This is a genomic window from Arthrobacter sp. SLBN-122 (genome assembly GCF_006715165.1).
Taxonomy (GTDB): domain Bacteria; phylum Actinomycetota; class Actinomycetes; order Actinomycetales; family Micrococcaceae; genus Arthrobacter.
The window spans coordinates 4203628-4224587 of sequence record NZ_VFMS01000001.1 but is presented as its reverse complement, the minus strand read 5'-3'; the positions used below and the strand labels follow the sequence as shown (position 1 = coordinate 4224587).

General features: G+C 65.2%; 18 protein-coding genes. 14 read left to right on the top strand and 4 right to left on the bottom strand.

Going from position 1 to position 20960, the window contains the following annotated elements; translation table 11 throughout:
- The first annotated feature begins 46 nt into the window (after positions 1-46).
- The 4 genes from thrS to pdxS all read left to right on the top strand — a co-directional run bounded on the left by thrS (position 47) and on the right by pdxS (position 4340).
- Positions 47-2056 carry a threonine--tRNA ligase gene (gene thrS / locus FBY36_RS19365; protein ID WP_142122055.1) on the top strand — a complete coding sequence of 670 codons (2010 nt, stop codon included), beginning with the start codon at positions 47-49 and terminating at the stop codon, positions 2054-2056.
- Between the two features lie 18 nt (positions 2057-2074).
- Positions 2075-2662 carry an HIT family protein gene (locus FBY36_RS19360; RefSeq protein ID WP_056336549.1) on the top strand — a complete coding sequence of 196 codons (588 nt, stop codon included), beginning with the start codon at positions 2075-2077 and terminating at the stop codon, positions 2660-2662.
- Positions 2652-3275, top strand: coding sequence for a phosphatidylinositol phosphate synthase (gene pgsA, locus FBY36_RS19355; RefSeq protein ID WP_142122053.1), 624 nt, complete (start codon positions 2652-2654; stop codon positions 3273-3275). The genes FBY36_RS19360 and pgsA overlap by 11 nt, the downstream gene beginning before the upstream one ends.
- A gap of 138 nt (positions 3276-3413) precedes the next feature.
- Positions 3414-4340 carry a pyridoxal 5'-phosphate synthase lyase subunit PdxS gene (pdxS, locus tag FBY36_RS19350; protein WP_142122051.1) on the top strand — a complete coding sequence of 309 codons (927 nt, stop codon included), beginning with the start codon at positions 3414-3416 and terminating at the stop codon, positions 4338-4340.
- Positions 4341-4616: 276 nt separating this feature from the next.
- On the opposite strand, the gene FBY36_RS19345 is transcribed toward pdxS, so the two are convergent.
- Entirely contained in the window at positions 4617-6629 is a 2013-nt protein-coding gene (locus tag FBY36_RS19345) for a M3 family metallopeptidase (RefSeq protein WP_142122049.1), read from the bottom strand.
- Between the two features lie 164 nt (positions 6630-6793).
- On the opposite strand from FBY36_RS19345, the gene FBY36_RS19340 reads away from it, so the two are divergent.
- Positions 6794-8155 (top strand): ferredoxin reductase family protein, encoded by a 1362-nt coding sequence (locus tag FBY36_RS19340; protein WP_142122047.1) that lies wholly within the window; start codon positions 6794-6796, stop codon positions 8153-8155.
- 64 nt (positions 8156-8219) lie between these two features.
- On the opposite strand, the gene FBY36_RS19335 is transcribed toward FBY36_RS19340, so the two are convergent.
- On the bottom strand, positions 8220-8975 hold the full coding sequence (locus FBY36_RS19335) for a type 1 glutamine amidotransferase (protein ID WP_142122045.1): 756 nt from the start codon (positions 8973-8975) through the stop codon (positions 8220-8222).
- Entirely contained in the window at positions 8972-10264 is a 1293-nt protein-coding gene (locus FBY36_RS19330; protein WP_200830536.1) for a Mur ligase family protein, read from the bottom strand. Before FBY36_RS19330 ends, FBY36_RS19335 begins: the two co-directional genes overlap by 4 nt.
- A 91-nt stretch (positions 10265-10355) precedes the next feature.
- On the opposite strand from FBY36_RS19330, the gene pdxT reads away from it, so the two are divergent.
- The 9 genes from pdxT to FBY36_RS19285 all read left to right on the top strand — a co-directional run bounded on the left by pdxT (position 10356) and on the right by FBY36_RS19285 (position 20282).
- Positions 10356-11066 carry a pyridoxal 5'-phosphate synthase glutaminase subunit PdxT gene (pdxT, locus tag FBY36_RS19325; protein ID WP_142122040.1) on the top strand — a complete coding sequence of 237 codons (711 nt, stop codon included), beginning with the start codon at positions 10356-10358 and terminating at the stop codon, positions 11064-11066.
- Positions 11067-11069: 3 nt separating this feature from the next.
- Complete coding sequence (locus FBY36_RS19320; protein WP_142122038.1) at positions 11070-11825, top strand: YebC/PmpR family DNA-binding transcriptional regulator; 756 nt, start codon at positions 11070-11072, stop codon at positions 11823-11825.
- Between the two features lie 32 nt (positions 11826-11857).
- A complete protein-coding gene (gene ruvC / locus FBY36_RS19315; RefSeq protein ID WP_142122036.1) occupies positions 11858-12436 on the top strand; it encodes a crossover junction endodeoxyribonuclease RuvC in 579 nt (192 codons plus the stop codon).
- Between the two features lie 89 nt (positions 12437-12525).
- Positions 12526-13170: a Holliday junction branch migration protein RuvA gene (gene ruvA / locus FBY36_RS19310; protein ID WP_142122034.1), complete on the top strand. Its 645-nt coding sequence runs from the start codon at positions 12526-12528 to the stop codon at positions 13168-13170.
- The gene (gene ruvB, locus FBY36_RS19305) at positions 13163-14248 is read left to right on the top strand and encodes a Holliday junction branch migration DNA helicase RuvB (RefSeq protein ID WP_142122032.1); all 1086 of its coding nucleotides are present in this window, start codon (positions 13163-13165) and stop codon (positions 14246-14248) included. The genes ruvA and ruvB overlap by 8 nt, the downstream gene beginning before the upstream one ends.
- Positions 14249-14460: 212 nt before the next feature.
- On the top strand, positions 14461-14868 hold the full coding sequence (gene yajC, locus FBY36_RS19300) for a preprotein translocase subunit YajC (RefSeq protein ID WP_142122030.1): 408 nt from the start codon (positions 14461-14463) through the stop codon (positions 14866-14868).
- Positions 14869-14967: 99 nt separating this feature from the next.
- Positions 14968-16725 (top strand): protein translocase subunit SecD, encoded by a 1758-nt coding sequence (gene secD / locus FBY36_RS19295; RefSeq protein ID WP_142122028.1) that lies wholly within the window; start codon positions 14968-14970, stop codon positions 16723-16725.
- Complete coding sequence (gene secF / locus FBY36_RS19290) at positions 16725-17741, top strand: protein translocase subunit SecF (protein ID WP_142122026.1); 1017 nt, start codon at positions 16725-16727, stop codon at positions 17739-17741. Before secD ends, secF begins: the two co-directional genes overlap by 1 nt.
- A gap of 150 nt (positions 17742-17891) precedes the next feature.
- Positions 17892-20282 (top strand): RelA/SpoT family protein, encoded by a 2391-nt coding sequence (locus FBY36_RS19285; protein WP_142122024.1) that lies wholly within the window; start codon positions 17892-17894, stop codon positions 20280-20282.
- Here FBY36_RS19285 and FBY36_RS19280 read toward each other — a convergent pair.
- A complete protein-coding gene (locus tag FBY36_RS19280) occupies positions 20163-20936 on the bottom strand; it encodes a type IV toxin-antitoxin system AbiEi family antitoxin (RefSeq protein ID WP_142122022.1) in 774 nt (257 codons plus the stop codon). The genes FBY36_RS19285 and FBY36_RS19280 overlap by 120 nt on opposite strands.
- Between the last annotated feature and the right edge of the window lie 24 nt (positions 20937-20960).

Genomic DNA, 20960 nt, shown 5'->3' with positions numbered 1-20960 from the left:
CGTATGCCACAAGCTATGAAGCCTTAACTTTGAATAGGAGACACCCGTGTCAGATGCCCAGCAGATCACCCTTCTCGTCGATGGCGAAGAGACCAAGGTGACTACCGGGACAACCGGTGCGGAACTCTTCTTTGAGCGCCGTGACGTTGTTGTGGCCCGCGTTAATGGCGAACTGAAGGACCTTGACCAGGAACTTCCCGAGGGCGCCGAGGTGGTAGGCGTCACCATCGATTCCCCTGATGGCCTGAACGTCCTGCGCCACTCCACTGCCCACGTCATGGCCCAGGCCGTGCAGCAGCTGCGTCCCGACGCCAAGCTGGGCATCGGTCCCTACATCACCGACGGCTTCTACTTCGACTTCGACGTTGCCGAGCCCTTCACCCCCGAGGACCTCAAGACCCTCGAAAAGATGATGCTCAAGATCGTCAACCAGAACCAGAAATTCGTCCGCCGCGTCGTCTCAGAGGACGAGGCCCGCGACGCCATGAAGAACGAGCCCTACAAGCTCGAATTGCTGGGCAGGAAGAACGACGCCGCCGAGGCCGGCGAGGGCGTTAACGTGGAGGTCGGCGCCGGCGACATCACCATCTACGACAACGTGGAGCGCAAGGAAGGCACCACTGTCTGGTGCGACCTCTGCCGCGGCCCCCATCTGCCCAACACCAAGATGATCTCCAACGCCTTCGCCCTCACCCGGTCGTCGTCGGCCTACTGGCTGGGCAACCAGAAGAACCAGCAGCTGCAGCGCATCTACGGCACTGCCTGGCCCACCAAGGACGCCCTGAAGGCCTACCAGGAGCGCATTGCCGAGGCCGAGCGCCGCGACCACCGCAAGCTCGGTTCGGAACTTGACCTCTTCTCCTTCCCGGACGAACTGGGCTCCGGCCTGCCCGTCTTCCACCCCAAGGGCGGCATCATCCGCAAGGAGATGGAGGACTACTCACGCCAGCGGCACGTCGAGGCCGGCTACGAGTTCGTCTACACCCCGCACATTACCAAGGGCCACCTCTACGAGGTCTCCGGGCACCTGGACTGGTACAAGGACGGCATGTTCCCCGCCATGCACGTGGACGCCGAACTCAATGAGGACGGCACGGTGCGCAAGCCCGGCCAGGATTACTACCTGAAGCCGATGAACTGCCCCATGCACAACCTCATCTTCCGCTCCCGCGGCCGATCCTACCGCGAGCTCCCGCTGCGGTTGTTCGAGTTCGGTTCGGTCTACCGCTACGAGAAGTCCGGCGTGGTGCACGGCCTCACCCGCGTCCGCGGCATGACACAGGACGACGCCCACATCTACTGCACCCGCGAGCAGATGAAGGACGAGCTCACCAAAACCCTGACCTTCGTCCTGGACCTGCTCAAGGACTACGGGCTGAACGACTTCTACCTGGAGCTGTCCACCAAGGACCCGGAGAAGTATGTTGGCGACGACGCCACCTGGGAGGAAGCCACCAGGACACTTTCCGAGGTGGCGCAGGAGTCCGGGCTGGAACTGGTGCCGGATCCGGGCGGGGCTGCGTTCTACGGTCCCAAGATTTCCGTGCAGGCCAAGGACGCGCTGGGCCGTACCTGGCAGATGTCCACCATCCAGCTGGACTTCAACCTGCCCGAGCGCTTCGAACTCGAATTCCAGGCCGCCGACGGCAGCCGGCAGCGTCCGGTGATGATCCACCGTGCGCTCTTCGGCTCAGTGGAGCGGTTCATGGGCGTCCTCACCGAGCATTATGCCGGAGCGTTCCCTGCGTGGCTGGCTCCGGTCCAGGTGGTGGGCATCCCCGTGGCGGAGGCGTTCAACGAGTACATGTTCGACGTCGTCGACCAGCTTAAGGCCGAGGGCATCCGTGCCGAGGTGGACACTTCCACGGACCGGTTCCCCAAGAAGATCCGCACCGCCAGCAAGGACAAGATCCCGTTCGTGCTGATCGCCGGCGGCGACGACGCGGAGGCGGGCGCAGTTTCATTCCGTTTCCGCGACGGCAGCCAGGACAACGGCGTGCCCGTTGCGGAAGCAGTCAAGCGGATCACCGACGCCGTCCGCAACCGGACCAGCTAGCCGAACGGAAGCAGCACAGTGCAGGAGAACACAGGCGCAGGATATCCAGGCGATGCCGGCGTTACCGACGACTTTGCCCTCGCCGGTGTCCCGGACGCCTTCCAGCGCCTGTGGACTCCGCACCGCATGGCCTACATCAAGGGCGGGCAGCACCAGTTCAAGAATGAGAACGACTGCCCATTCTGCGTAGGCCCGAACAGGACTGACGAAGAGGCACTCATCGTCTACCGCGGCCGGACCTGCTACGTGGTGCTGAACCTGTTTCCCTACAACCCGGGGCATCTTCTGGTCTGCCCGTACCGGCACATTCCGGATTACACCGACCTCACGGTTGAAGAGACAGCAGAGTTCGCTGACCTGACCCAGACGGCCATGCGGGTGCTGCGCAAGGTCTCCAACCCCGGCGGATTCAACCTGGGGATGAACCAGGGGGTGGTGGGGGGAGCCGGCATCTCCGCGCACCTGCACCAGCACATCGTTCCGCGGTGGGGCGGCGACGGCAACTTCTTCCCCATCATCGCCCAGACCAAGGCCATCACCCAGACCCTTGATGAGGTCCGGCGGCAGGTGGCTGAAGCCTGGCCCGGGGAGTCGGATGCTGAATAGGCACGCCCGCGGATTCTTCACCGCGCTGTTTACCCCGCTCGCCCGCTGGCTCCTGAAGATCGGTGTCTCCCCGGACGCGGTAACCATCCTCGGCACCGCAGGGGTTGCGGCCGGGGCCCTGGTTTTCTACCCGCTGGGCCAGCTCTTTTGGGGCACCCTTTTCATCACGGCCTTCATCTTTTCCGACGTGCTGGACGGCATCATGGCGCGGATGCAGGGCGTGAAGAGCCGCTGGGGGAACTTCCTCGACTCCACCCTGGACCGGATTGCCGACGGTGCCCTGTTCGCTGGGGTGTCCATCTGGTTCTTTACCGGTGGCAACAACATGGCCATTGCCGTATCAGCCCTGCTCTGCCTTGTCCTGGGCATGGTAGTCTCCTACGCCCGGGCCAAAGCGGAGTCCCTGGGCTTCACGGCGAACGTCGGGATCGCAGAGCGGGCCGAACGCCTGGTCTCCGTCCTGGTCATCACCGGTCTCACCGGCCTCGGGCTCCCGCCGGCAGTGCTCCTCGTCACCCTGGTCCTCCTGGCGGCAGCCAGCCTCATTACCGTGGTCCAGCGCGTCATCTCGGTGCGGCGGCAGGCCTTGGCGGAACCGACGCCGGCTGATTAGACATGATTAAGCCGGCCGGGCGGCGGGGGACTAGTATAAAGACTGCCCGGTCAATGGACCCGGCAATCCGTGCGTGCACGTCCGGCAGCTGCCGCCGCATGCCCGGCGAAGATCATCTAGCTACCCATAGGGGTTTTTGTGTCTACACCTGATGTAAGCAACGAGGCCGGTTCGTCCGCGAACAGCGTCACGGGCAGCAGCCGCGTGAAGCGCGGCATGGCCGAGATGCTCAAGGGCGGCGTCATCATGGACGTCGTCAACGTCGAACAGGCCCGCATCGCCGAAGACGCCGGTGCCGTGGCAGTCATGGCGCTGGAACGTGTTCCGGCTGATATCCGTGCCCAGGGCGGCGTGTCCCGCATGTCCGATCCCGACATGATCGACCAGATCATTGATGCCGTCTCCATCCCGGTCATGGCAAAGGCCCGCATCGGCCACTTCGTCGAAGCCCAGATCCTGCAGTCCCTCGGCGTCGACTACATCGACGAGTCCGAGGTCCTCACCCCGGCCGACTACATCAACCACATCGACAAGTGGAACTTCAAGGTTCCCTTCGTCTGTGGCGCCACCAACCTCGGTGAGGCCCTGCGCCGCATCAACGAGGGCGCGGCCATGATCCGGTCCAAGGGTGAAGCAGGCACCGGCGACGTCTCCAACGCCACCGGTCACATGCGCAAGATCCGCTCCGAGATCGCCCGGCTGTCCTCCCTTCCCGAGGACGAGCTGTACGTCGCGGCCAAGGAACTGCAGGCACCCTACGAACTGGTCAAGGAAGTTGCCGCTGCCGGCAAGCTTCCCGTGGTGCTGTTCACGGCCGGCGGCATCGCCACCCCCGCTGACGCGGCCATGATGATGCAGCTCGGCGCCGACGGCGTCTTCGTCGGATCCGGCATCTTCAAGTCCGGCAACCCTGCCCAGCGCGCCGCCGCCGTCGTCAAGGCCACCACCTTCTTCGACGACCCCGACGTCATCGCCAAGGCCTCCCGCGGCCTGGGTGAAGCCATGGTGGGCATCAACGTCGACGAGATCCCCCAGCCCCACCGCCTCGCCGAGCGCGGCTGGTAACTTCCGCCTTCCGCGACGCGCCGGACGGCGTGATCCTCTGCGTGCTATTCCCCGCCTCACGCTGCCGCCATATTGGCGGTGGCTTGGGGCGGGGCCCCTTTTACGCACGCTGCGGGACCGCACCGCCCGTCGCTAGTGGTTGCCTTTGTGTTTCATTACGATGCCGGTTCCTCACCTTTTTTCGGTTGGGGGACCGGCGTCGTTCTTTAATATCGATTGCTCCGTACTTGTCTTTATCGGGCCCGAAACCGACAAGTACGGAGCACTCGATGGGGGTTACTCGAGGCCGCGGCGCTTCAGCAGCGGCTCCAGCCTGGCGTCGCGGCCCCTCAGGATGCGGAATGACTCCAGGGGGTCGCGGCTGTTGCCGCGGGAGAGCAGCTCCTGGCGGAAGCTTTCGCCGTTGGCGCGGGTCAGGCCGCCGTTCTCGCTGAACCAGTCCACGGTGTCGGCGTCCAGCACCTCGCTCCAGATATAGGAGTAGTAGCCCGCCGCGTATCCCGCCCCGGCGAAGATGTGCTGGAAGTACCCGGTCCGGTACCGCGGCGGAATCAGGCGGTGCGCAATTCCGGCCGAAGCCAGGGCCTTGGCCTCGAACTCCAGCGCGTCTTCGGGAACGCCATCCGGCTCCAGCGTGTGCCACGCCAGGTCGAGCAGGGCAGCTCCCAGGTACTCCGTGGTGGCAAAACCCTCACCCCAGAGCCTGGACTCCTCCAGCCTGGCCACGATGTCCTGCGGAAGGGGCTCGCCCGTGAGATAGTGGCGTGCGTAGTTGGACAACACCTCCGGCCACATGATCCACATTTCGTTCACCTGCGAGGGATACTCCACGAAGTCCCTCGGCACCGCCGTCCCCGAGAAGCGCGGATAGGTGACGTTTGAAAACAGGCCGTGCAGCGCGTGGCCGAACTCGTGGAACAGGGTGCGCAGCCCGTCCAGGCTGAGGAGAGTGGGTTCGCCGGCGGGTGGCTTGGAAATGTTGAGTGTGTTGGTCACCACGGGCCGCGTGCCCAGCAGGTCCGACTGGTCAACAAGCGAGTTCATCCAGGCGCCGCCCCGCTTTGATTCGCGCGCGTAGTAGTCGCCCAGGAACAGCCCCAGTGCCGTGCCGTCCTCGTTGCGTACTTCCCAGATACGCACGTCCGGGTGGTAGCCGTGGAGATCGGTCCGCTCGTGGAAAGTGATCCCGTACAGCGACGTTGCTGCAAAGAACACGCCGTCGGTGATAGTGCGGTTGAGTTCAAAGTAGGGCCGGAGCGCCTGTTCGTCGACGTCGTATTTTTCCCGCCGAACCTTCGCCGAATAGTAGGCCCAGTCCCATGCCTCCAATGGGTGGCCGGCAACTTCGGCCAGCTCTGCCGCCTCGGCGTCGGCGTTGCGGATGGCGGCCGGCGCCATCCTGCTCAGCATGGTCCGGACTGCCTCAAAGTCGGGGGCCGTCTGGCGGTCCGCCACCAGCTCTGCGTAATTGTCGAATCCCAGCAGCCTTGCTTTCTCCGCCCGCAGCCCGGCCATTTCCCTGGCCATGTCAAGGACATCCAGGCTGCCGCCGTCGCTGCCCCTCGCCACGGATGCTTCGAACAGGCGACGGCGGACGTTCCGGTTCTCGAGGGCGGCGAGGGCAGGCTGGTTCCCGGGCTGGATCAGGGTGAGCAGGTATTTGCCGTCGTGACCGGCGGCGCGGGCTGCTTCCGCAGCGCTGGCGACGTCGTCGGCCGGCAGGCCGGCCAGGTCACCCGCATTGTCCAGCAGCAGTGCGGCGGACTTCATGCCTTCCTTGACCCGCTGGCCGAACTCGGTACCCAGGCGTGCCAGTTCGGCGTTGATGGCGCGCAGCCGCTCCTGGCCCGGCGGGTCAAGCTGGATGCCGGACTGGCGGAACTCCTTGAGGTACTCCTCCACCAAACGGGAGGACTCGGGATCGAAATTGTCCGTATCGATGGCGGCAAAGCGGTCGAAGAGCGCCCTGTCGAGGAACACCTCATCCTGGTGGGCCGAGAACCGCGGGGACAACTCCGTTTCGAGCTCCCGGATCTGCTCTGTTGCGTCGGCGGACACCAGGGTGAAGAACGCCGCGGCCGCGCGGTTCAGCAGCTGCCCCGAACGTTCCATGGCCACGGCCGTGTTTTCGAAGGTGGCCGGCTGGGCGTTGCCGGTGATTGCCCGGATCTCATCCAGGTGGGCAGACAATCCTGCCTCGATGGCTTCCCGGTACTCCTCTACAGTGAGGACTTCGAAGGGCGGGAGGCCGTAGGGCAGGGGACTGGCGGCAAGGAGCGGGTTCGTCATGGGCTAAACCTTTCACAGCGGGACAGGCTTCTCAATTGTGGGGCGGGGCACGTCCTCCCAGCCGGTAACCCTACAATGGCCGCTATACGGTCCGCCCCGGACCGCATTTACCGTCTCCTGCAGGGAACGCGCAACGGTTTGTCAATGATGAAAGGACCGTGGCTATGACCAAGGGTGGCGCCGGACAGGGGACCGTCTTCCTGGGAATGCCGTTCCGGTGGCTTGGTCCAGGCGCAATCATGGTGCTGGCCGGGGCCTACGGCATTTTCTGGTCCCTCGCTCGGCCTGCGGGCGAACCCGTCCTGGGGCACGTAGGGCAACTCTTCGGCGGCGAATCCGTCCTGCTGTATTCAATCGCGCTGGTCCTGGTCAGCACCCTGCCTCACGTTGAGCCGGTTTTCGGTGGCATTGACCACGCCGCCATCTGGCACCGCAGGGCGGCGATGACGGCAACAATCCTGTTGCTGCCGCACATGGAACTTGCCGCTAATCCGGAGGCAACCAGCCTTGGCAAGACACTGGCGGTGGTTGCCATCAGCGGGCTCGCCGCGTTGGTTGTATGGGCAGTCCTGCCACGCTGGCGGACCATACTTCCCGCGCCTGTCCGCGGGCTGGTCCGCACCTTGTTGAGGACCAGGCCGGTGCGGCTGGCCGCCCGCCTGCTGGGCGGCTACGAGCGGTGGCGCGGCTTCCACCGGCTGACCGGCCTGTTCCTGGCCGCCGGGTTCCTTCACGGCTTGCTCGACGCCAGTGCGTTTGAGGCTGTGCCCGCGCTTCGCTGGAGCTACGTGGCCATCGGTGGAACCGGGTTGGGGTTCTATGCCTACCGCGAACTGCTGGCACGGCATTTCCTGCCCCACCACGATTACCAGGTGGCTGCGGTCCAGCCGGTGGCACCGGACCTGGTGGAAGTGGCACTGCGTCCCTTGGGCCGGCCGCTGGTCTTCAAACCCGGGCAGTTCGCCATGGTCTACCTGGAAACAGCGGACGGCTGGCAGCGGCACCCGTTTTCCATCTCGGGGCTGGCGCTGGAAGGCGGGATCAGCATCACGGTCAAGGCGCTGGGCGACCATACGGCCAGGCTTCCGGACGTGGTGCAGCCCGGGATGCCGGCGGTGGTTGGCGGGCCCTACGGACGCTTTGACCGGCACCGCGGAACAGCGCATCAGGTCTGGATCGCGGGCGGCGTGGGAATCACGCCCTTCCTCAGCTGGCTGCGGTCCCTGGACGGCGAACTCCACGACGATGTCCACTTCTTCGTCACCTCGGCGGGCCCGTCCCCCTTTGCCGATGAGGTCTCTGCCATCGCCCGGAACCAGCCACGGCTCACGGTCCATGCCGTGGACACCGAAGCAGACGGACGGCTGACCCCGGAGGCGGTCCTGGCCGCCGTAGGCACCGAACCCCGCGAGCTCTCGGTATTCATGGGCGGACCGGACGCCATGCTGCGGCAGTTCCGTAAGGCCTTCCGGGGCGCAGGTGTTCGCAGGGCCAACATCCACCGGGAGTATTTCCAGTGGCGGTGACCTGCGATGAGCCATTACAGCAGGGTTGCCCTTCAGCGGTGGCTAAGGCAAGGAAGGTCCCGGGTCAGCGGGGCCGGCGGGCAGCGTGCTCCCGGGCCAGGACGGCGTAGGTGTCGTCCGGGTTGCCAGGGGAGAAGCTGCCGAACTTCCGCTCCGCCGCGGTACGGATCAGGAAGTCGGCAATGGCAGGGTTCTTGGGCAGCAGCGATCCGTGCAGGTAGCTGGCAACGATGTTGCGGTACCGGGCCCCTTCATGGCCGTCATTGCTGTTGTTTCCAGTTCCCTTCGCTACGGTGCCCAGTGGCTGCACACCGCTGCCGAGCGTGGTCTGGCCGCTGTGGTTTTCGTAGCCCAGGACTTCGCCGAACTCCGTGGTTGAGACCTTGACGTTGCCGATCAGGCGCTCATCCGTGCCGTGGGTTTCCACGTCCAGGATGCCGATGCCCGGAATGACGGCGCCGGTGCGGGTTTTGAAGTACCGGCCAAACAGCTGGTAGAGGCCGCAAATGACCAGCATCGGTGCACCATCCTCGGCCAATTCCTTGAGCTGGCCGGCCCTGGCCTGCAGGTCGTCCTGGATCACCAGTTGCCCGCTGTCCTGGCCCCCGCCGCCGACAATGATGTCCACGTCCTCGGGGAAGGGATCGCCCACGTTGTATTCCAGTAGTTCAGGCGTGTACCCGTGCCAGTCGATCCGGCGCTTCAGGACCAGGGCGTTGCCCCAGTCGCCGTAAATGTTCATGTCGCGCGGGTACAGCTGGACCACGCGGATGGTTCCCTTGGACGGGCCATCGGCCGCCGTTGCTTCTGCCGGATTCACGAGACAACCTCCACGGTGGTAATTTTGGCCAGCTCGCGGCGAATGGCCAGCATGGCGGTGTAGGTGCAGAAGATCCGTTTGGGCCTGTCCCGGCCTTCGCGAATGAAGGCTGCCAGGGCGGCGGAAATGTCGGTCTGCACCGCTCCGACGCGGACGTCGTCGTATTGGAGCCGCAGCGCCATGTCGTAGGCGCGTGATCCGGTGAGCACATCCACGCCACCGCCGCGGAGGGAATCGAATTCCACGTCCCAGAGCCAGGACATGTCCCGTCCGTCCGCGTAATTGTCGTTGATGGCGATCATGGTGGCGTAGCCCTCGGCGGGGAAGGATTTGAGTCCCAGCCGGAAACCGCTGGGGTTCTTCACCAGCACCAGGTCCAGCGGCTGGCCGTCGACGGTAAGGCTTTCACCGCGGCCAAAGGCCGGCGCCACCCTGGACAGGGCTTCGAGCAAGGTGGCATGGTCTGCGGCTGCGGCGCCTCCGCCGCAGATGCTGCGGGCCAGCGTCATCGCCGCGGCGGCGTTGAAGATGTTGTACACACCGCGCAGCTTCATCGCCGTGGTGACCGTACCGCCGTCGTACTCAAACTCGGCGCTGTCCGCGCCCACTTTGCGGAGTACGACGTCGGCCGCGGGCTTTTCCGGCAGGCCCGCCGGGGCGGGGGAGCCTGGGGCGGCGCGCATGTCATCGTCGTTGGGAAAGGTGCCGAGCAGGGAGTCGTCAAGGCCGAAGTACTTGACCTCCTGTCCCGTGAGCGTATCCGCGATCCTGGCAACACGTGGGTCCTCGCGGTTCAGGACAACCGTTCCTGTGGTTTTGGCAGCGATGTGCTGCAGGAGCTGCGCTGTCTTGTCGATCTCGCCAAAGCGGTCCAGCTGGTCGCGCAGCACGTTGAGCAGCAGGCAGTAGCGCGGCGGGACGCTGTTCACGAAATGGACAGCATGGGCTTCGTCCAGTTCCAGCACGGCGATGTCCGCGTCCAGCCGGCCGCGCCAGTCCACCTCGCCCAGGAGCGCCGCGGCCACACCGCGGGTGAAGTTGCTGCCGGTGCGGTTGGTGAAGACTTTAAGGCCCTGGCTTTCCAGCAGTTCAACCACCATTTTGGTGGTGGTGGTCTTGCCGTTGGTGCCGCTGACCACCGCCACACCGTGGGGCAGTGTGGTGAGTGTCCGCCGCATAAAGCCGGGGTCGATTTTCTCAACCACCAGTCCTGGAAGGGCGGACCCGCCGCCGCGCAGCCGGGATACCCTGCGGACCAGCTTGCCGAGCGGAACACTGAAGAAGACCATGTTTTGAATATATCCCAGCAGCGGCATGCAACCTTTGCCAGCCGCGTCCGCACGGCAGCAGCGAAGGGGTTGTGCCCCGTATGCTGGAGGGATGACAAACCCCCCTTCTGCTGATCCTGCGCGCGTGGGCTCGGGCCTGCGGATTGGTGTCCTGGCCCTCCAGGGAGACTTCCGCGAGCACCTGCGCGCCGCCGAAGCCACCGGTGCCCAGGGCGTGGCTGTCCGCCGCCCCGGGGAGCTGGACGGCCTGGACGGCCTCGTCATCCCCGGTGGCGAGTCCACCACCATCGACAAACTGGCCCGGGCCTTTGACCTTGCCGACCCGTTGCGGAAGTACATCGCCGAAGGCCTGCCCGTCTATGGCTCCTGCGCAGGGATGATCCTGCTGGCCTCTGATATCGCCGATCCCGCCACCGATCTTTCAGGCGCTCCCCAGCAGACGTTCGGCGGCCTGGACATCACTGTCCGCCGCAATGCCTTCGGCCGGCAGCGCGAGTCCTTTGAAACCGACCTGGACTTCAAGGGGTTGGACTTCAGCGCCACCGAATCCGGCGTTGAACCGGTGCACGCCGTATTCATCCGCGGCCCCTGGGTGGAGCGGGTGGGTGCGGACGTGGAGGTCCTGGCCCAGGTGGAACCGGCGGACCCCGGCCAGGCGTCCCACGCGGCATCGCTCCCGGGGACGGCTAGAATTGTCGCAGTGCGTTCCGGCCAGCTGCTGGCCACCTCCTTCCATCCGGAAGTGACCGGCGAGAAACGCGTACACGAACTTTTTATCCGCATGATCAGAGGAGAAGCGTAAAGCATGTCAGGCCACTCCAAATGGGCAACGACCAAGCACAAAAAGGCGATCATTGACAGCCGCCGCGCAAAGTCGTTCGCCAAGCTGATCAAGAACATCGAAGTTGCCGCCAGGATGGGCGGCCCCGACCTCGCCGGCAACCCTGGCCTGGAACTGGCCGTAACCAAGGCGAAGAAGACCTCGGTCCCCAACGACAACATCGACCGTGCCATCAAGCGCGGCGCCGGCCTCACCGGTGAAGTGGTGGACTACACCGAGATCATGTACGAAGCCCGCGGCCCCCAGGGCTCCGCGCTGCTGATCGAGTGCCTTACCGACAACAAGAACCGGGCAGCCTCCGAGGTGCGCCTGGCCATTTCCCGCAACGGCGGCACCATCGCCGACCCCGGCTCCGTCAGCTACCTCTTTACCCGCAAGGGCGTTGTAAACCTGCCCAAGAACGGCCTGAGCGAGGACGATGTCCTGATGGCCGTCCTCGACGCAGGCGCGGAGGAAGTCAAGGACAACGGCGAGACGTTCGAGATCCACTCGGAACCGGCCGATCTTCCCGCCATCCGCGAGGCCCTCAAGGAAGCCGGCATCGAGTACGACACCGACGAAGTTGAATTCGTGCCTTCCATGCAGGTTGAACTGGATGTGGACGGCGCCCGCAAGTTCATGAAGCTTGCCGATGCCCTCGAAGACCTCGACGACGTCCAGAACGTGTACAGCAACGCCGACCTCAGTGATGAAGTCCAGGCTGCCCTGGAATCCGAGTGACGCCCGGCAGTGCCGGCTGAAACTGCACGCCCGTGACGCTGCGCGTACTCGGGGTTGACCCGGGACTGACCCGTTGCGGCATTGGCGTGGTGGACGTCGAGCGGAACAGGCGGGCCACCATGGTGGCTGTTGGCGTGGTGGGCACCTCACCCGAGGAGACGCTGGACCAGCGGCTCCTGGTGATCGCCCTGGCCATCGACGAGTGGCTGGACCGCTACGAACCCCAGGTGCTCGCCGTCGAACGCGTCTTTTCCCAGCTCAACGTCAGCACGGTCATGGGTGTGGCCCAAGCGTCCGGCGTGGTGATTGCCGCCGCCGCGCGCCGCGGGATCCCCGTAGCGCTGCATACGCCGTCGGAAGTCAAAGCCGCGGTGACCGGCAGCGGATCCTCCAACAAGGACGCCGTGACCAAGCTCGTCACCAAGATCCTGCGTCTTGATGCGCCGCCGCGCCCGGCCGATGCAGCGGACGCGCTGGCACTTGCCATTACGCATGCCTGGCGCGCGGGAAGCGGCGCGGCCGTGGCAACCACGGGTCCCGGCAGTTCATCGCTGACGGCTGCCCAGCGGGCATGGGCCGATGCGGAGGCCAAGGCGCGCCGCGCACGGTGATTGTCCCTGCCGCTTGCTAGGGTATTCGTAGATATGTTCGGATAGCCGGGTCCTCGCTGTGAGGCCGGCGGTACAACGGGAGCCCGGCTTTGATCAGTTTCCTCCGCGGAACCGTAGCGCATGTTGGCCTGTCCACGGCCGTGATAGACCTCAATGGTGCCGGGATGAGCGTCAATGCCACACCCCAGACGCTCAGCCGGCTGCACGTGGGCGAACAGGGCCAGCTGTTCACGTCCCTTATTGTCCGGGAAGATTCGCTGACGCTCTTTGGCTTCGCCTCCGACGACGAACGGGAGGTTTTTGACGTCCTGCTCAGTGTCAGCGGGGTTGGCCCCAGGCTTGCCCTTGCAGTCCTGGCCGTCCACGATCCCGAAGCCATCAGGGTGGCAGCGCACACGGGGGACAGCAAGACCTTCACGAAGGTGCCGGGGATCGGTCCCAAGGTGGCCGGCCGGATCGTGCTGGAGCTGGCCGGAAAGCTCGTCCCGCAGGGAACCGCTGCGGCCCCTGGGGCCGCTACCCCTGCAGAAGCCGCCTGGAAGCCCCAAGTGGTGGCCGCCATGACCAGCCTGGGCTGGTCCGAGAAGGACGCCTCCACCAGCATCGATAAAGCCCTGGCGGAGGATCCCGAAGTATCCTTCCGCGGCAACGTGCCTGAAATCCTGCGGACCACGCTCCGCTGGCTGGGCCAGGACGGCGCACGGGCAGGCAACCGCGTAGGCAGCCGTGGCTGAACCGTCCCTGGTCGCAGCGGGGGAGGAGCCCGAGGAGCGGGCCATTGAGGCAGCCCTTAGGCCGAAGAACCTGGACGACTTCGTTGGCCAGCACCGGGTGCGCAAGCAGCTGTCACTGGTGCTCCAGGCCTCCCGGATGCGCGGACGGACCGCTGACCACGTGCTGTTCTCCGGCCCGCCCGGCCTGGGCAAAACCACCCTGGCGATGATCGTGGCCGCGGAGATGAATGCGCCGCTGCGGCTCAGCAGCGGACCCGCCATCCAGCACGCCGGCGACCTCGCAGCAATCCTGTCCTCGCTCTCTGAAGGCGAGGTCCTTTTCCTCGACGAGATCCACCGCATGTCCCGCCCGGCCGAGGAAATGCTGTACATGGCCATGGAAGACTTCCGCGTTGACATCGTGGTGGGCAAAGGCGCAGGTGCCACAGCCATTCCTCTGGAGCTGCCGCCGTTCACGCTGGTGGGCGCCACCACCCGCGCCGGGCTGCTCCCGGGACCCCTGCGCGACCGTTTCGGCTTCACCGGGCACCTGGAGTTCTACTCCGTCCCGGAGTTGGAACTCGTGCTGCGCCGTTCTGCGGGCCTGCTGGACCTGAAAGTCAACTCGGCCGGATTCGCTGAAATCGCCGGCCGTTCCCGCGGCACGCCCCGAATCGCCAACCGGCTGCTGCGGCGCGTCCGGGACTGGGCCCTGGTGCACGGCGTCGACCAAATCGACGCCAGGACCGCGTCCGCTGCCCTGGACATGTATGAAGTGGACAAAAAGGGCCTGGACCGGCTGGACCGCGCAGTCCTCGATGCGCTGATCACCAAGTTCGGCGGCGGGCCCGTCGGTCTGTCCACCCTCGCCATCGCCGTCGGGGAAGAAACCGAAACGGTTGAGACTGTTGCCGAGCCCTTCCTGGTCCGGGAGGGCCTGCTGGGCCGAACGCCCCGCGGCAGGATCGCCATGGCACCCGCCTGGACGCACCTGGGCTACGCCATCCCGTCCGGTGTCTTCGCACAGGAGCAGCTTGACCTTTTCGAGCCCGAAGACGCCGCTTCGACCGCGGGGGACTGGGCCCCGGAGAGCCAATAGCAGGCTCCCTCCAGCTTTTCCCTTTAGACTGGTATGACGCCCGGCACGTTCGGGTCTTTGTTTCGCGGGTGGCCCTGACGCCCCCGTCGCTTGGGGAAGAAAAATGTCAGGCGTTCTGCCTGCACCGCACGTCCACCCCGGCCGAAGCGAAGCCGACGTCGCTGGAGAACCCAGCTACACCACGCTAAAGAACGGAATTCCCCTTGGATCCAATGTCAATTCTCCTGTTCGTCATGCTCGGCGTCTTCATCTTCATGATGTTCCGCCGCAACAAGAAGACGCAGCAGCAGCAGGCAGAGCTCCAGTCGAAGTTTGCCCCGGGCGTGGAGGTCATGACCAGCTTTGGCCTTTTCGGCCGGATCGTGGACATCGACGAGGCCGAGAACAAGGTCACCCTTGAACTTTCCCCCGGCAACCTGGCCACGGTACACCGCCAGGCCGTCACCAAGGTCGTCGAGCCTGCCGCGGAAACCGTCGCGGAGCCGGCCGAGGCATCCCCCGTGGTTCCGGACGATGCGTCATCCCTCACCACCACGGAGACCGGCAGCACCGCAGTTGGCTCCGAGACTCCCGAGGAAACCCTGAAGCGACTCAACGATGAGGGCAAAAAGGACAGCTAGGCCCGCTGGCCCCTTCCTCCCTCTACCGCTGCGGATCGCCGCCGGCGCAGGCAACAGCCTGCTCCGGCGGTTTCTCCGCGAATAAGAGAAAGATCGACAATGGCACGAACTGGCCGCAAGACACCAGGGCTCCGCGTCCTGGTCTGGCTCGGTGTAATCCTGGCAGCGCTGACCGCCGTCCTGGCTGGCGGCACCATCGCCGGACAGGCCAGCTGGGCACCCAAACTGGCGCTTGACCTTGAGGGCGGCACCCAGATGATCCTGGCGCCGAAGGTGGAGGGCGGTTCGGACATCAACGAACAGCAGCTCAACCAGGCCGTGGCGATCATCCGCCAGCGCGTTGACGGCTCCGGCGTCTCCGAAGCGGAAATCAGCACCCAGTCAGGGCGCAACGTGGTGGTCAGCCTTCCCGGCACACCCTCTGCCGAAACCCGCAACCTGATCCAGGCCTCAGCGGACATGAATTTCCGCCCCGTCCTCCTCAATGGCGACGGCGCAGCAGTTCCTCCCGAGTCGCAGACCCCCGAGGACCAGCTGCCCAAGCCGACCGCCGAGCCGGCCAACAGCAGTGACACCAACTGGATCACCCCGGAAATCTACAAGCAGTTCGAGGCGCTGGACTGCAACAGTCCTGCTGCCGAGAAATCCGAGCGGTCGGACCCCACCAAGCCGCTGGTGACCTGCGAACCGGCCACGGACAAGTCGCCTGCCATCAAGTACATCCTGGGTCCCGTGGAGGTGAAGGGCAGCAACATCGTCACCTCGTCCTTCCAGCTGCAGCAGGGCGCCCAGGGCGCGGTCACCAATGACTGGGCGGTCAACATCCAGTTCGACGGCGAAGGCACGGCAAAGTTCAAAGAGGTCACCGAACGGCTGAACCAGTTCTACGTGGCTGCCGGCGGCGAGTCGGGCACCGACCCCAAGTCCCAGTTCGCCATCGTGCTGGACGACCAGGTCATCTCCGCGCCTCGTTCGCTGGCCGTCATCACCGACGGCCGTCCGCAGATCACAGGTGGTTTCACCGAACAGACCGCCAAGGCGTTGTCGGACCAGTTGAAGTTCGGCGCCCTTCCCATCAGCTTCGATATCCAGAGCGAACAGCAGATTTCCGCCACGCTCGGTGGCGAACAGCTGCGCATGGGCCTGCTGGCCGGCCTGATCGGGCTGCTGCTCGTGGTGGTCTACTCGCTGTTCCAGTACCGGGCCCTGGGCTTCGTTACCATCGCATCGCTGGTGGTGGCCGGTGCCCTGACGTACCTGGCCATCGCAATCCTCGGCTGGACGGAGAACTACCGGCTGTCCCTGGCAGGTGTCGCCGGCATCATCGTGGCCATCGGCCAGACTGCCGACTCCTTCATTGTCTACTTCGAGCGCATCAGGGACGAACTGCGCGAAGGACGCGGCCTGGTATCCGCCGTCGAAAACGGCTGGAAACGGGCCAAGCGCACCGTCCTGGCCTCCAAGGCAGTCAACCTCCTGGCCGCACTGGTCCTGTACTTCGTGGCAGTGGGCAACGTCCGCGGGTTCGCCTTCACCCTGGGCCTGACCGCCGTCGCCGACTTGATCGTGGTGTTCATGTTCACCCACCCCACGCTCCAGCTCCTGGCACGCACCCGGTTCTTCGGTGAAGGCCACAAGTTCTCCGGACTTGACCCCGAGCGGCTTGGCGCCGTGCCGCTGTACCGCGGTGCCGGCCGCATCCGCACCCCGGAGGACCGGCCCGTGGCCGTCCGCAGCAAGAACGCCGGTGCTGCAGCCGAAGCCGAACGCCGCATGACCATCGCTGAACGGCGCCTGGCAGAGAAGCAGGAACAGTTGGCCGGCTCGTCCAAGACCTCCGCGAAGGAGAACAAGTAATGTCAGGCTTCGCCACTTTCGGCAACGAGCTCTACACTGGAAAGCGCTCCTACGACTTCGTGGGCGCCAAGAAAATCTGGTTCATCATCGCAGCGGTGGGCGTGGCCCTGTCCATCATCATCCCGGCGGCCAAGGGGGGCTTCAACCTCGGCATCGAGTTCCGCGGCGGCTCCGAATTTACGGTGTCCAACGTCAAGACCACTGATGCCGCCATCGGTGAGAAGGCAGTCACGGACGTTGTGTCCGGCAGTGTGCCGCGCGTGGCCAACGTAGCCGGCAACACCATGCGGATCCAGACCGACAAGTTGACCGATGACGAGACCCTCCGGATCAAACAGGGCCTCACCAGCGCCTACGGCGTTACCGACAATGAGGTGACCTCCACGTTCGTTGGACCCACCTGGGGCGCAGACGTGACCAAGCAGGCGCTGATCGGCCTGGTGGTGTTCGTGCTGCTCGCGGCCCTGCTGATGGCCTTGTACTTCCGCACTTGGAAGATGTCCCTCTCGGCGCTTGCCGGCATGGCCGTGACCATGTTCATCACGGCCGGGGTGTACGCCCTCAGCGATTTCGAAGTCACCCCTTCGGCCATCATCGGGTTCCTCACCGTACTCAGCTACTCGCTGTATGACACGGTGGTGGTCTTCGACAAGATCCGGGAAAACACGAGTGGAATCGACGCCTCCACCCGCCGGACCTTCGGCGAGGAGGTCAACCTCGCCGTCAACCAGACCCTGGTGCGGTCCATCAATACCATGATGGTGGCCATCCTCCCCGTGGGTGCCATCCTGTTCATCGGCGCCGGCCTCCTGGGCGCGGGCACCCTCCGTGACCTGTCCCTGGCCCTGTTCGTTGGAATCCTCATCGGTACGGCAGCCACCATCTTCGTGGCTGCGCCCATGTACGCCTGGCTCCGCCAGGGCGAACCGGACCTCGTGAAGCAGGCAAGGCGGGTTGAGCAGCGCCGCGCAGGAGCAGCGGAACGGGCAGTTCCGGCATCGCCGGCCAAGGCCTGACCGGCAACCACCACCAGTCCTGATACAGCCAAAGGCCGGGCGGCGCACACTGTGCGCCGCCCGGCCTTTTGCCTGTGCAGGCCCGGTTATAAAAGTCGCTGCCCGGAGGAATAGACTGGGGTAATTAAGTCGGTGGTGAGGGGTACTTCATTGGAAGAACGTTCGGCGTCAGCGCCAACGGCGCAGGAGGAAAAAAATCCTGCCGGTTTGCAAACCGGTGCGGCACCTTCCGCGCGCCCGGGCTCGTTGGTTCCTGTCGATAACTCAGGATCACGCCCCACGTTTCCCGGCCGCAGGGAGCGCACCCGCTCCCGGCTTGCCCGCCTGACCGGGCGGGGACCTGCCACCTACTCGCCCATCCTCGAGCCGCTGCTGCGGACCGTACGCGCCAACAATCCAAAAGAGGATTTCGACCTTATCCAGCGTGCGTTCGATGTCGCCGAGCGCTGCCACCGCGGGCAAAAGCGCAAGAGCGGGGATCCGTACATCACCCACCCGGTGGCAGTGGCCACCATCCTCGCGGAACTGGGACTCAGCGGCACTACCCTGGCTGCCGCCCTGCTGCATGACACGGTCGAGGACACCTCCTACACCCTCGCTGACTTGAAGCGGGATTTCGGCCCTGAAGTGGCCATGCTGGTGGACGGCGTCACCAAACTGGACAAGGTCAGCTTTGGTGAGGCCGCGCAGTCCGAGACGGTCCGCAAAATGGTCGTTGCCATGGCCAAGGACATCCGCGTCCTGATGATCAAGCTGGCGGACCGTCTGCACAACGCCCGCACCTGGCGCTTCGTATCGGCTGAGTCCTCCGCCCGCAAAGCCCGGGAAACCCTGGAGATCTTCGCACCGCTGGCCCACCGCCTGGGCATGAACACCATCAAGTGGGAACTTGAGGACCTGTCCTTCGCTGCGCTGTACCCCAAGGTGTACGAAGAGATCGTCCGGATGGTGGGGGACAGGACACCTGAGCGGGAAAAGAGCCTGGGCGTCATCCGTGACCAGATCACCGAGGACCTGCGTGCCGCCCGGATTAAGGCCACCATCACAGGCCGGCCCAAGCATTACTACTCCATCTACCAGAAGATGATCGTCCGCGACAAGGACTTCGACGACATCAACGACCTCATGGGCGTCCGCGTCCTGGTGGACTCCGTCCGGGACTGCTACGCTGCCCTGGGCACCATGCACTCGCGCTGGAACCCGCTGCCCGGCAGGTTCAAGGACTACATCGCGATGCCCAAGTTCAACATGTACCAGTCCCTGCACACCACGGTGATCGGCCCCGGTGGAAAGCCCGTGGAAATCCAGATCCGGACCCACGAAATGCACCGGCGCGCCGAATATGGCGTTGCGGCGCACTGGAAGTACAAGGACCAGCCCAACCGCACCGCCGTCGGTCCCGGAAGCCCGCGCGATGGCGACATGGGGTGGCTGCGTTCCCTGGTGGACTGGCAGCAGGAAACCTCTGATCCCGGTGAGTTCCTGGATTCGCTGCGCTTTGAAATCAATGCCCGTGAAGTGTTTGTGTTTACGCCCAAGGGCGAAGTCATGGCGCTTCCCGCGGGATCCACGCCGGTGGACTTTGCCTACGCCGTGCACACCGAGGTGGGCCACCGCACCATCGGTGCCAGGGTCAACGGCAAACTGGTCCCGCTCAACAGCGAGCTGAACCACGGTGACTGGGTGGAGATCTTTACCTCCAAAGCCGAGGGGGCGGGGCCCAGCCAGGACTGGCAGCATTTCGTCAAGAGCGCCAGGGCGCGCAACAAGATCCGCCAGTGGTTCAGCAAGGAACGGCGCGAAGAGGCGATTGACCGCGGCAAGGAGCTGCTGACCCGCGCCATGCGGAAACAGAACCTTCCGCTGCAGCGGCTGATGACGCACGAGGCGCTGGCCGCCGTGGCCGAGGAATTCAAGTACGCGGACATCTCAGGCCTCTATGCCGGCGTGGGCGACGGGCACACTTCCGCCCAGTCGGTCATGGAGAAGCTCATTGAGAGCCTTGGCGGCAACGAGAGCGCCGATGACGACGTCGAAGAAGTCAGCATCCCCACGCAGGTCAGCAAGGCCCGCTTCTCCGACTCCGGCGTTGTGGTCCGCGGCGTTGGTGATGTCTGGGTGAAGCTGGCGCGCTGCTGCACGCCCGTACCACCGGACCCGATCCTCGGCTTCGTGACCCGTGGATCCGGCGTGTCCGTGCACCGGACGGACTGCACCAACATCTCGGACCTGAAGGACCAGCCGGACCGGATCGTGGACGTTGACTGGGCGCCCACGCAATCCAGTGTGTTCCTGGTGGAAATCCAGGTTGAGGCCCTAGACCGGAAATCCCTGCTCTCCGACGTGACCCGGGTCCTGTCGGACAACCACGTCAACATCCTCGCCGCCAGCGTCCACACGTCCACGGACCGGGTGGCCATCTCAAAGTTCGCTTTCGAGATGGGGGACCCCAAGTACCTCAGCCACGTGCTCAGTGCCGTCCGGCGGATCGACGGCGTGTTCGACGTCTACCGCACCACCGGGAACAAGCGCCGGAGCTAGCAGCGCGAGCTTTTCCAAAGCAGCCCGTTTGTGCGGGACCCGCGGGGTAGCCTCGATGGCGCGCACCAGGAGGCGGAGCCTGACGTCGTGCTGCGGCCGGGCGAGCAACCCGGCCAGTGCCGGGACGGCGCGTTCGGCCTCCACGTGCAGGGCGATATCGAGGGCGGTGCGCAGCGGGCTGGAGACCATCAGTCCGCCCAGGCTGACCACATCGAACGGTCCGAGCTTCACCTCGTGCAGCGTGCAGCCGCGCGTATTCCGGAGGCTGGACACCCTCCGCTTGGCATCAACCAGCAGCGCCAGCCTGTCCGGTTCCCCGGCGCAGCCGTAGATCCAGGCGGCAGTCAGCCTTCCGGCCACGACACGCTGCCGGATGGCTGGTGGGACTGCTCCAGCCGCAGCCCTGGCCCGCATTTGCGGCGATGCCGGAATTCCGGGGAGGGTGTAGCCGTGCTGGTGGAAGCGGGCCAGCAGCCCGTCGGCGGCCAGGGACTGCAATTCAGGGCCGGCGAACGGCACGCCGGGTGCGTACAGGTCGGGAAAGCGCGGCGGTGCCGGGGGCTCCGCGCCGTTCGCCTGGCAGCCCGCCCGGAAAGCGGCAGTGGACGCTTCCCTGCCCGATCGGGCGGCTGGGGAAGCTGGAGGTGTGGCCATACCCCCATCCTGCCCGGACACCAT

Coding starts and splice junctions, on each gene's coding strand:
- pgsA (WP_142122053.1), top strand. CDS start 2,652: ATGCTGAATAGGCACGCCCGCGGATTCTTCACCGCGCTGTTTACCCCG.
- FBY36_RS19345 (WP_142122049.1), bottom strand. CDS start 6,629: ATGACGAACCCGCTCCTTGCCGCCAGTCCCCTGCCCTACGGCCTCCCG.
- FBY36_RS19340 (WP_142122047.1), top strand. CDS start 6,794: ATGACCAAGGGTGGCGCCGGACAGGGGACCGTCTTCCTGGGAATGCCG.
- FBY36_RS19330 (WP_200830536.1), bottom strand. CDS start 10,264: ATGGTCTTCTTCAGTGTTCCGCTCGGCAAGCTGGTCCGCAGGGTATCC.
- pdxT (WP_142122040.1), top strand. CDS start 10,356: ATGACAAACCCCCCTTCTGCTGATCCTGCGCGCGTGGGCTCGGGCCTG.
- FBY36_RS19320 (WP_142122038.1), top strand. CDS start 11,070: ATGTCAGGCCACTCCAAATGGGCAACGACCAAGCACAAAAAGGCGATC.
- yajC (WP_142122030.1), top strand. CDS start 14,461: ATGTCAATTCTCCTGTTCGTCATGCTCGGCGTCTTCATCTTCATGATG.
- secD (WP_142122028.1), top strand. CDS start 14,968: ATGGCACGAACTGGCCGCAAGACACCAGGGCTCCGCGTCCTGGTCTGG.
- secF (WP_142122026.1), top strand. CDS start 16,725: ATGTCAGGCTTCGCCACTTTCGGCAACGAGCTCTACACTGGAAAGCGC.
- FBY36_RS19280 (WP_142122022.1), bottom strand. CDS start 20,936: ATGGCCACACCTCCAGCTTCCCCAGCCGCCCGATCGGGCAGGGAAGCG.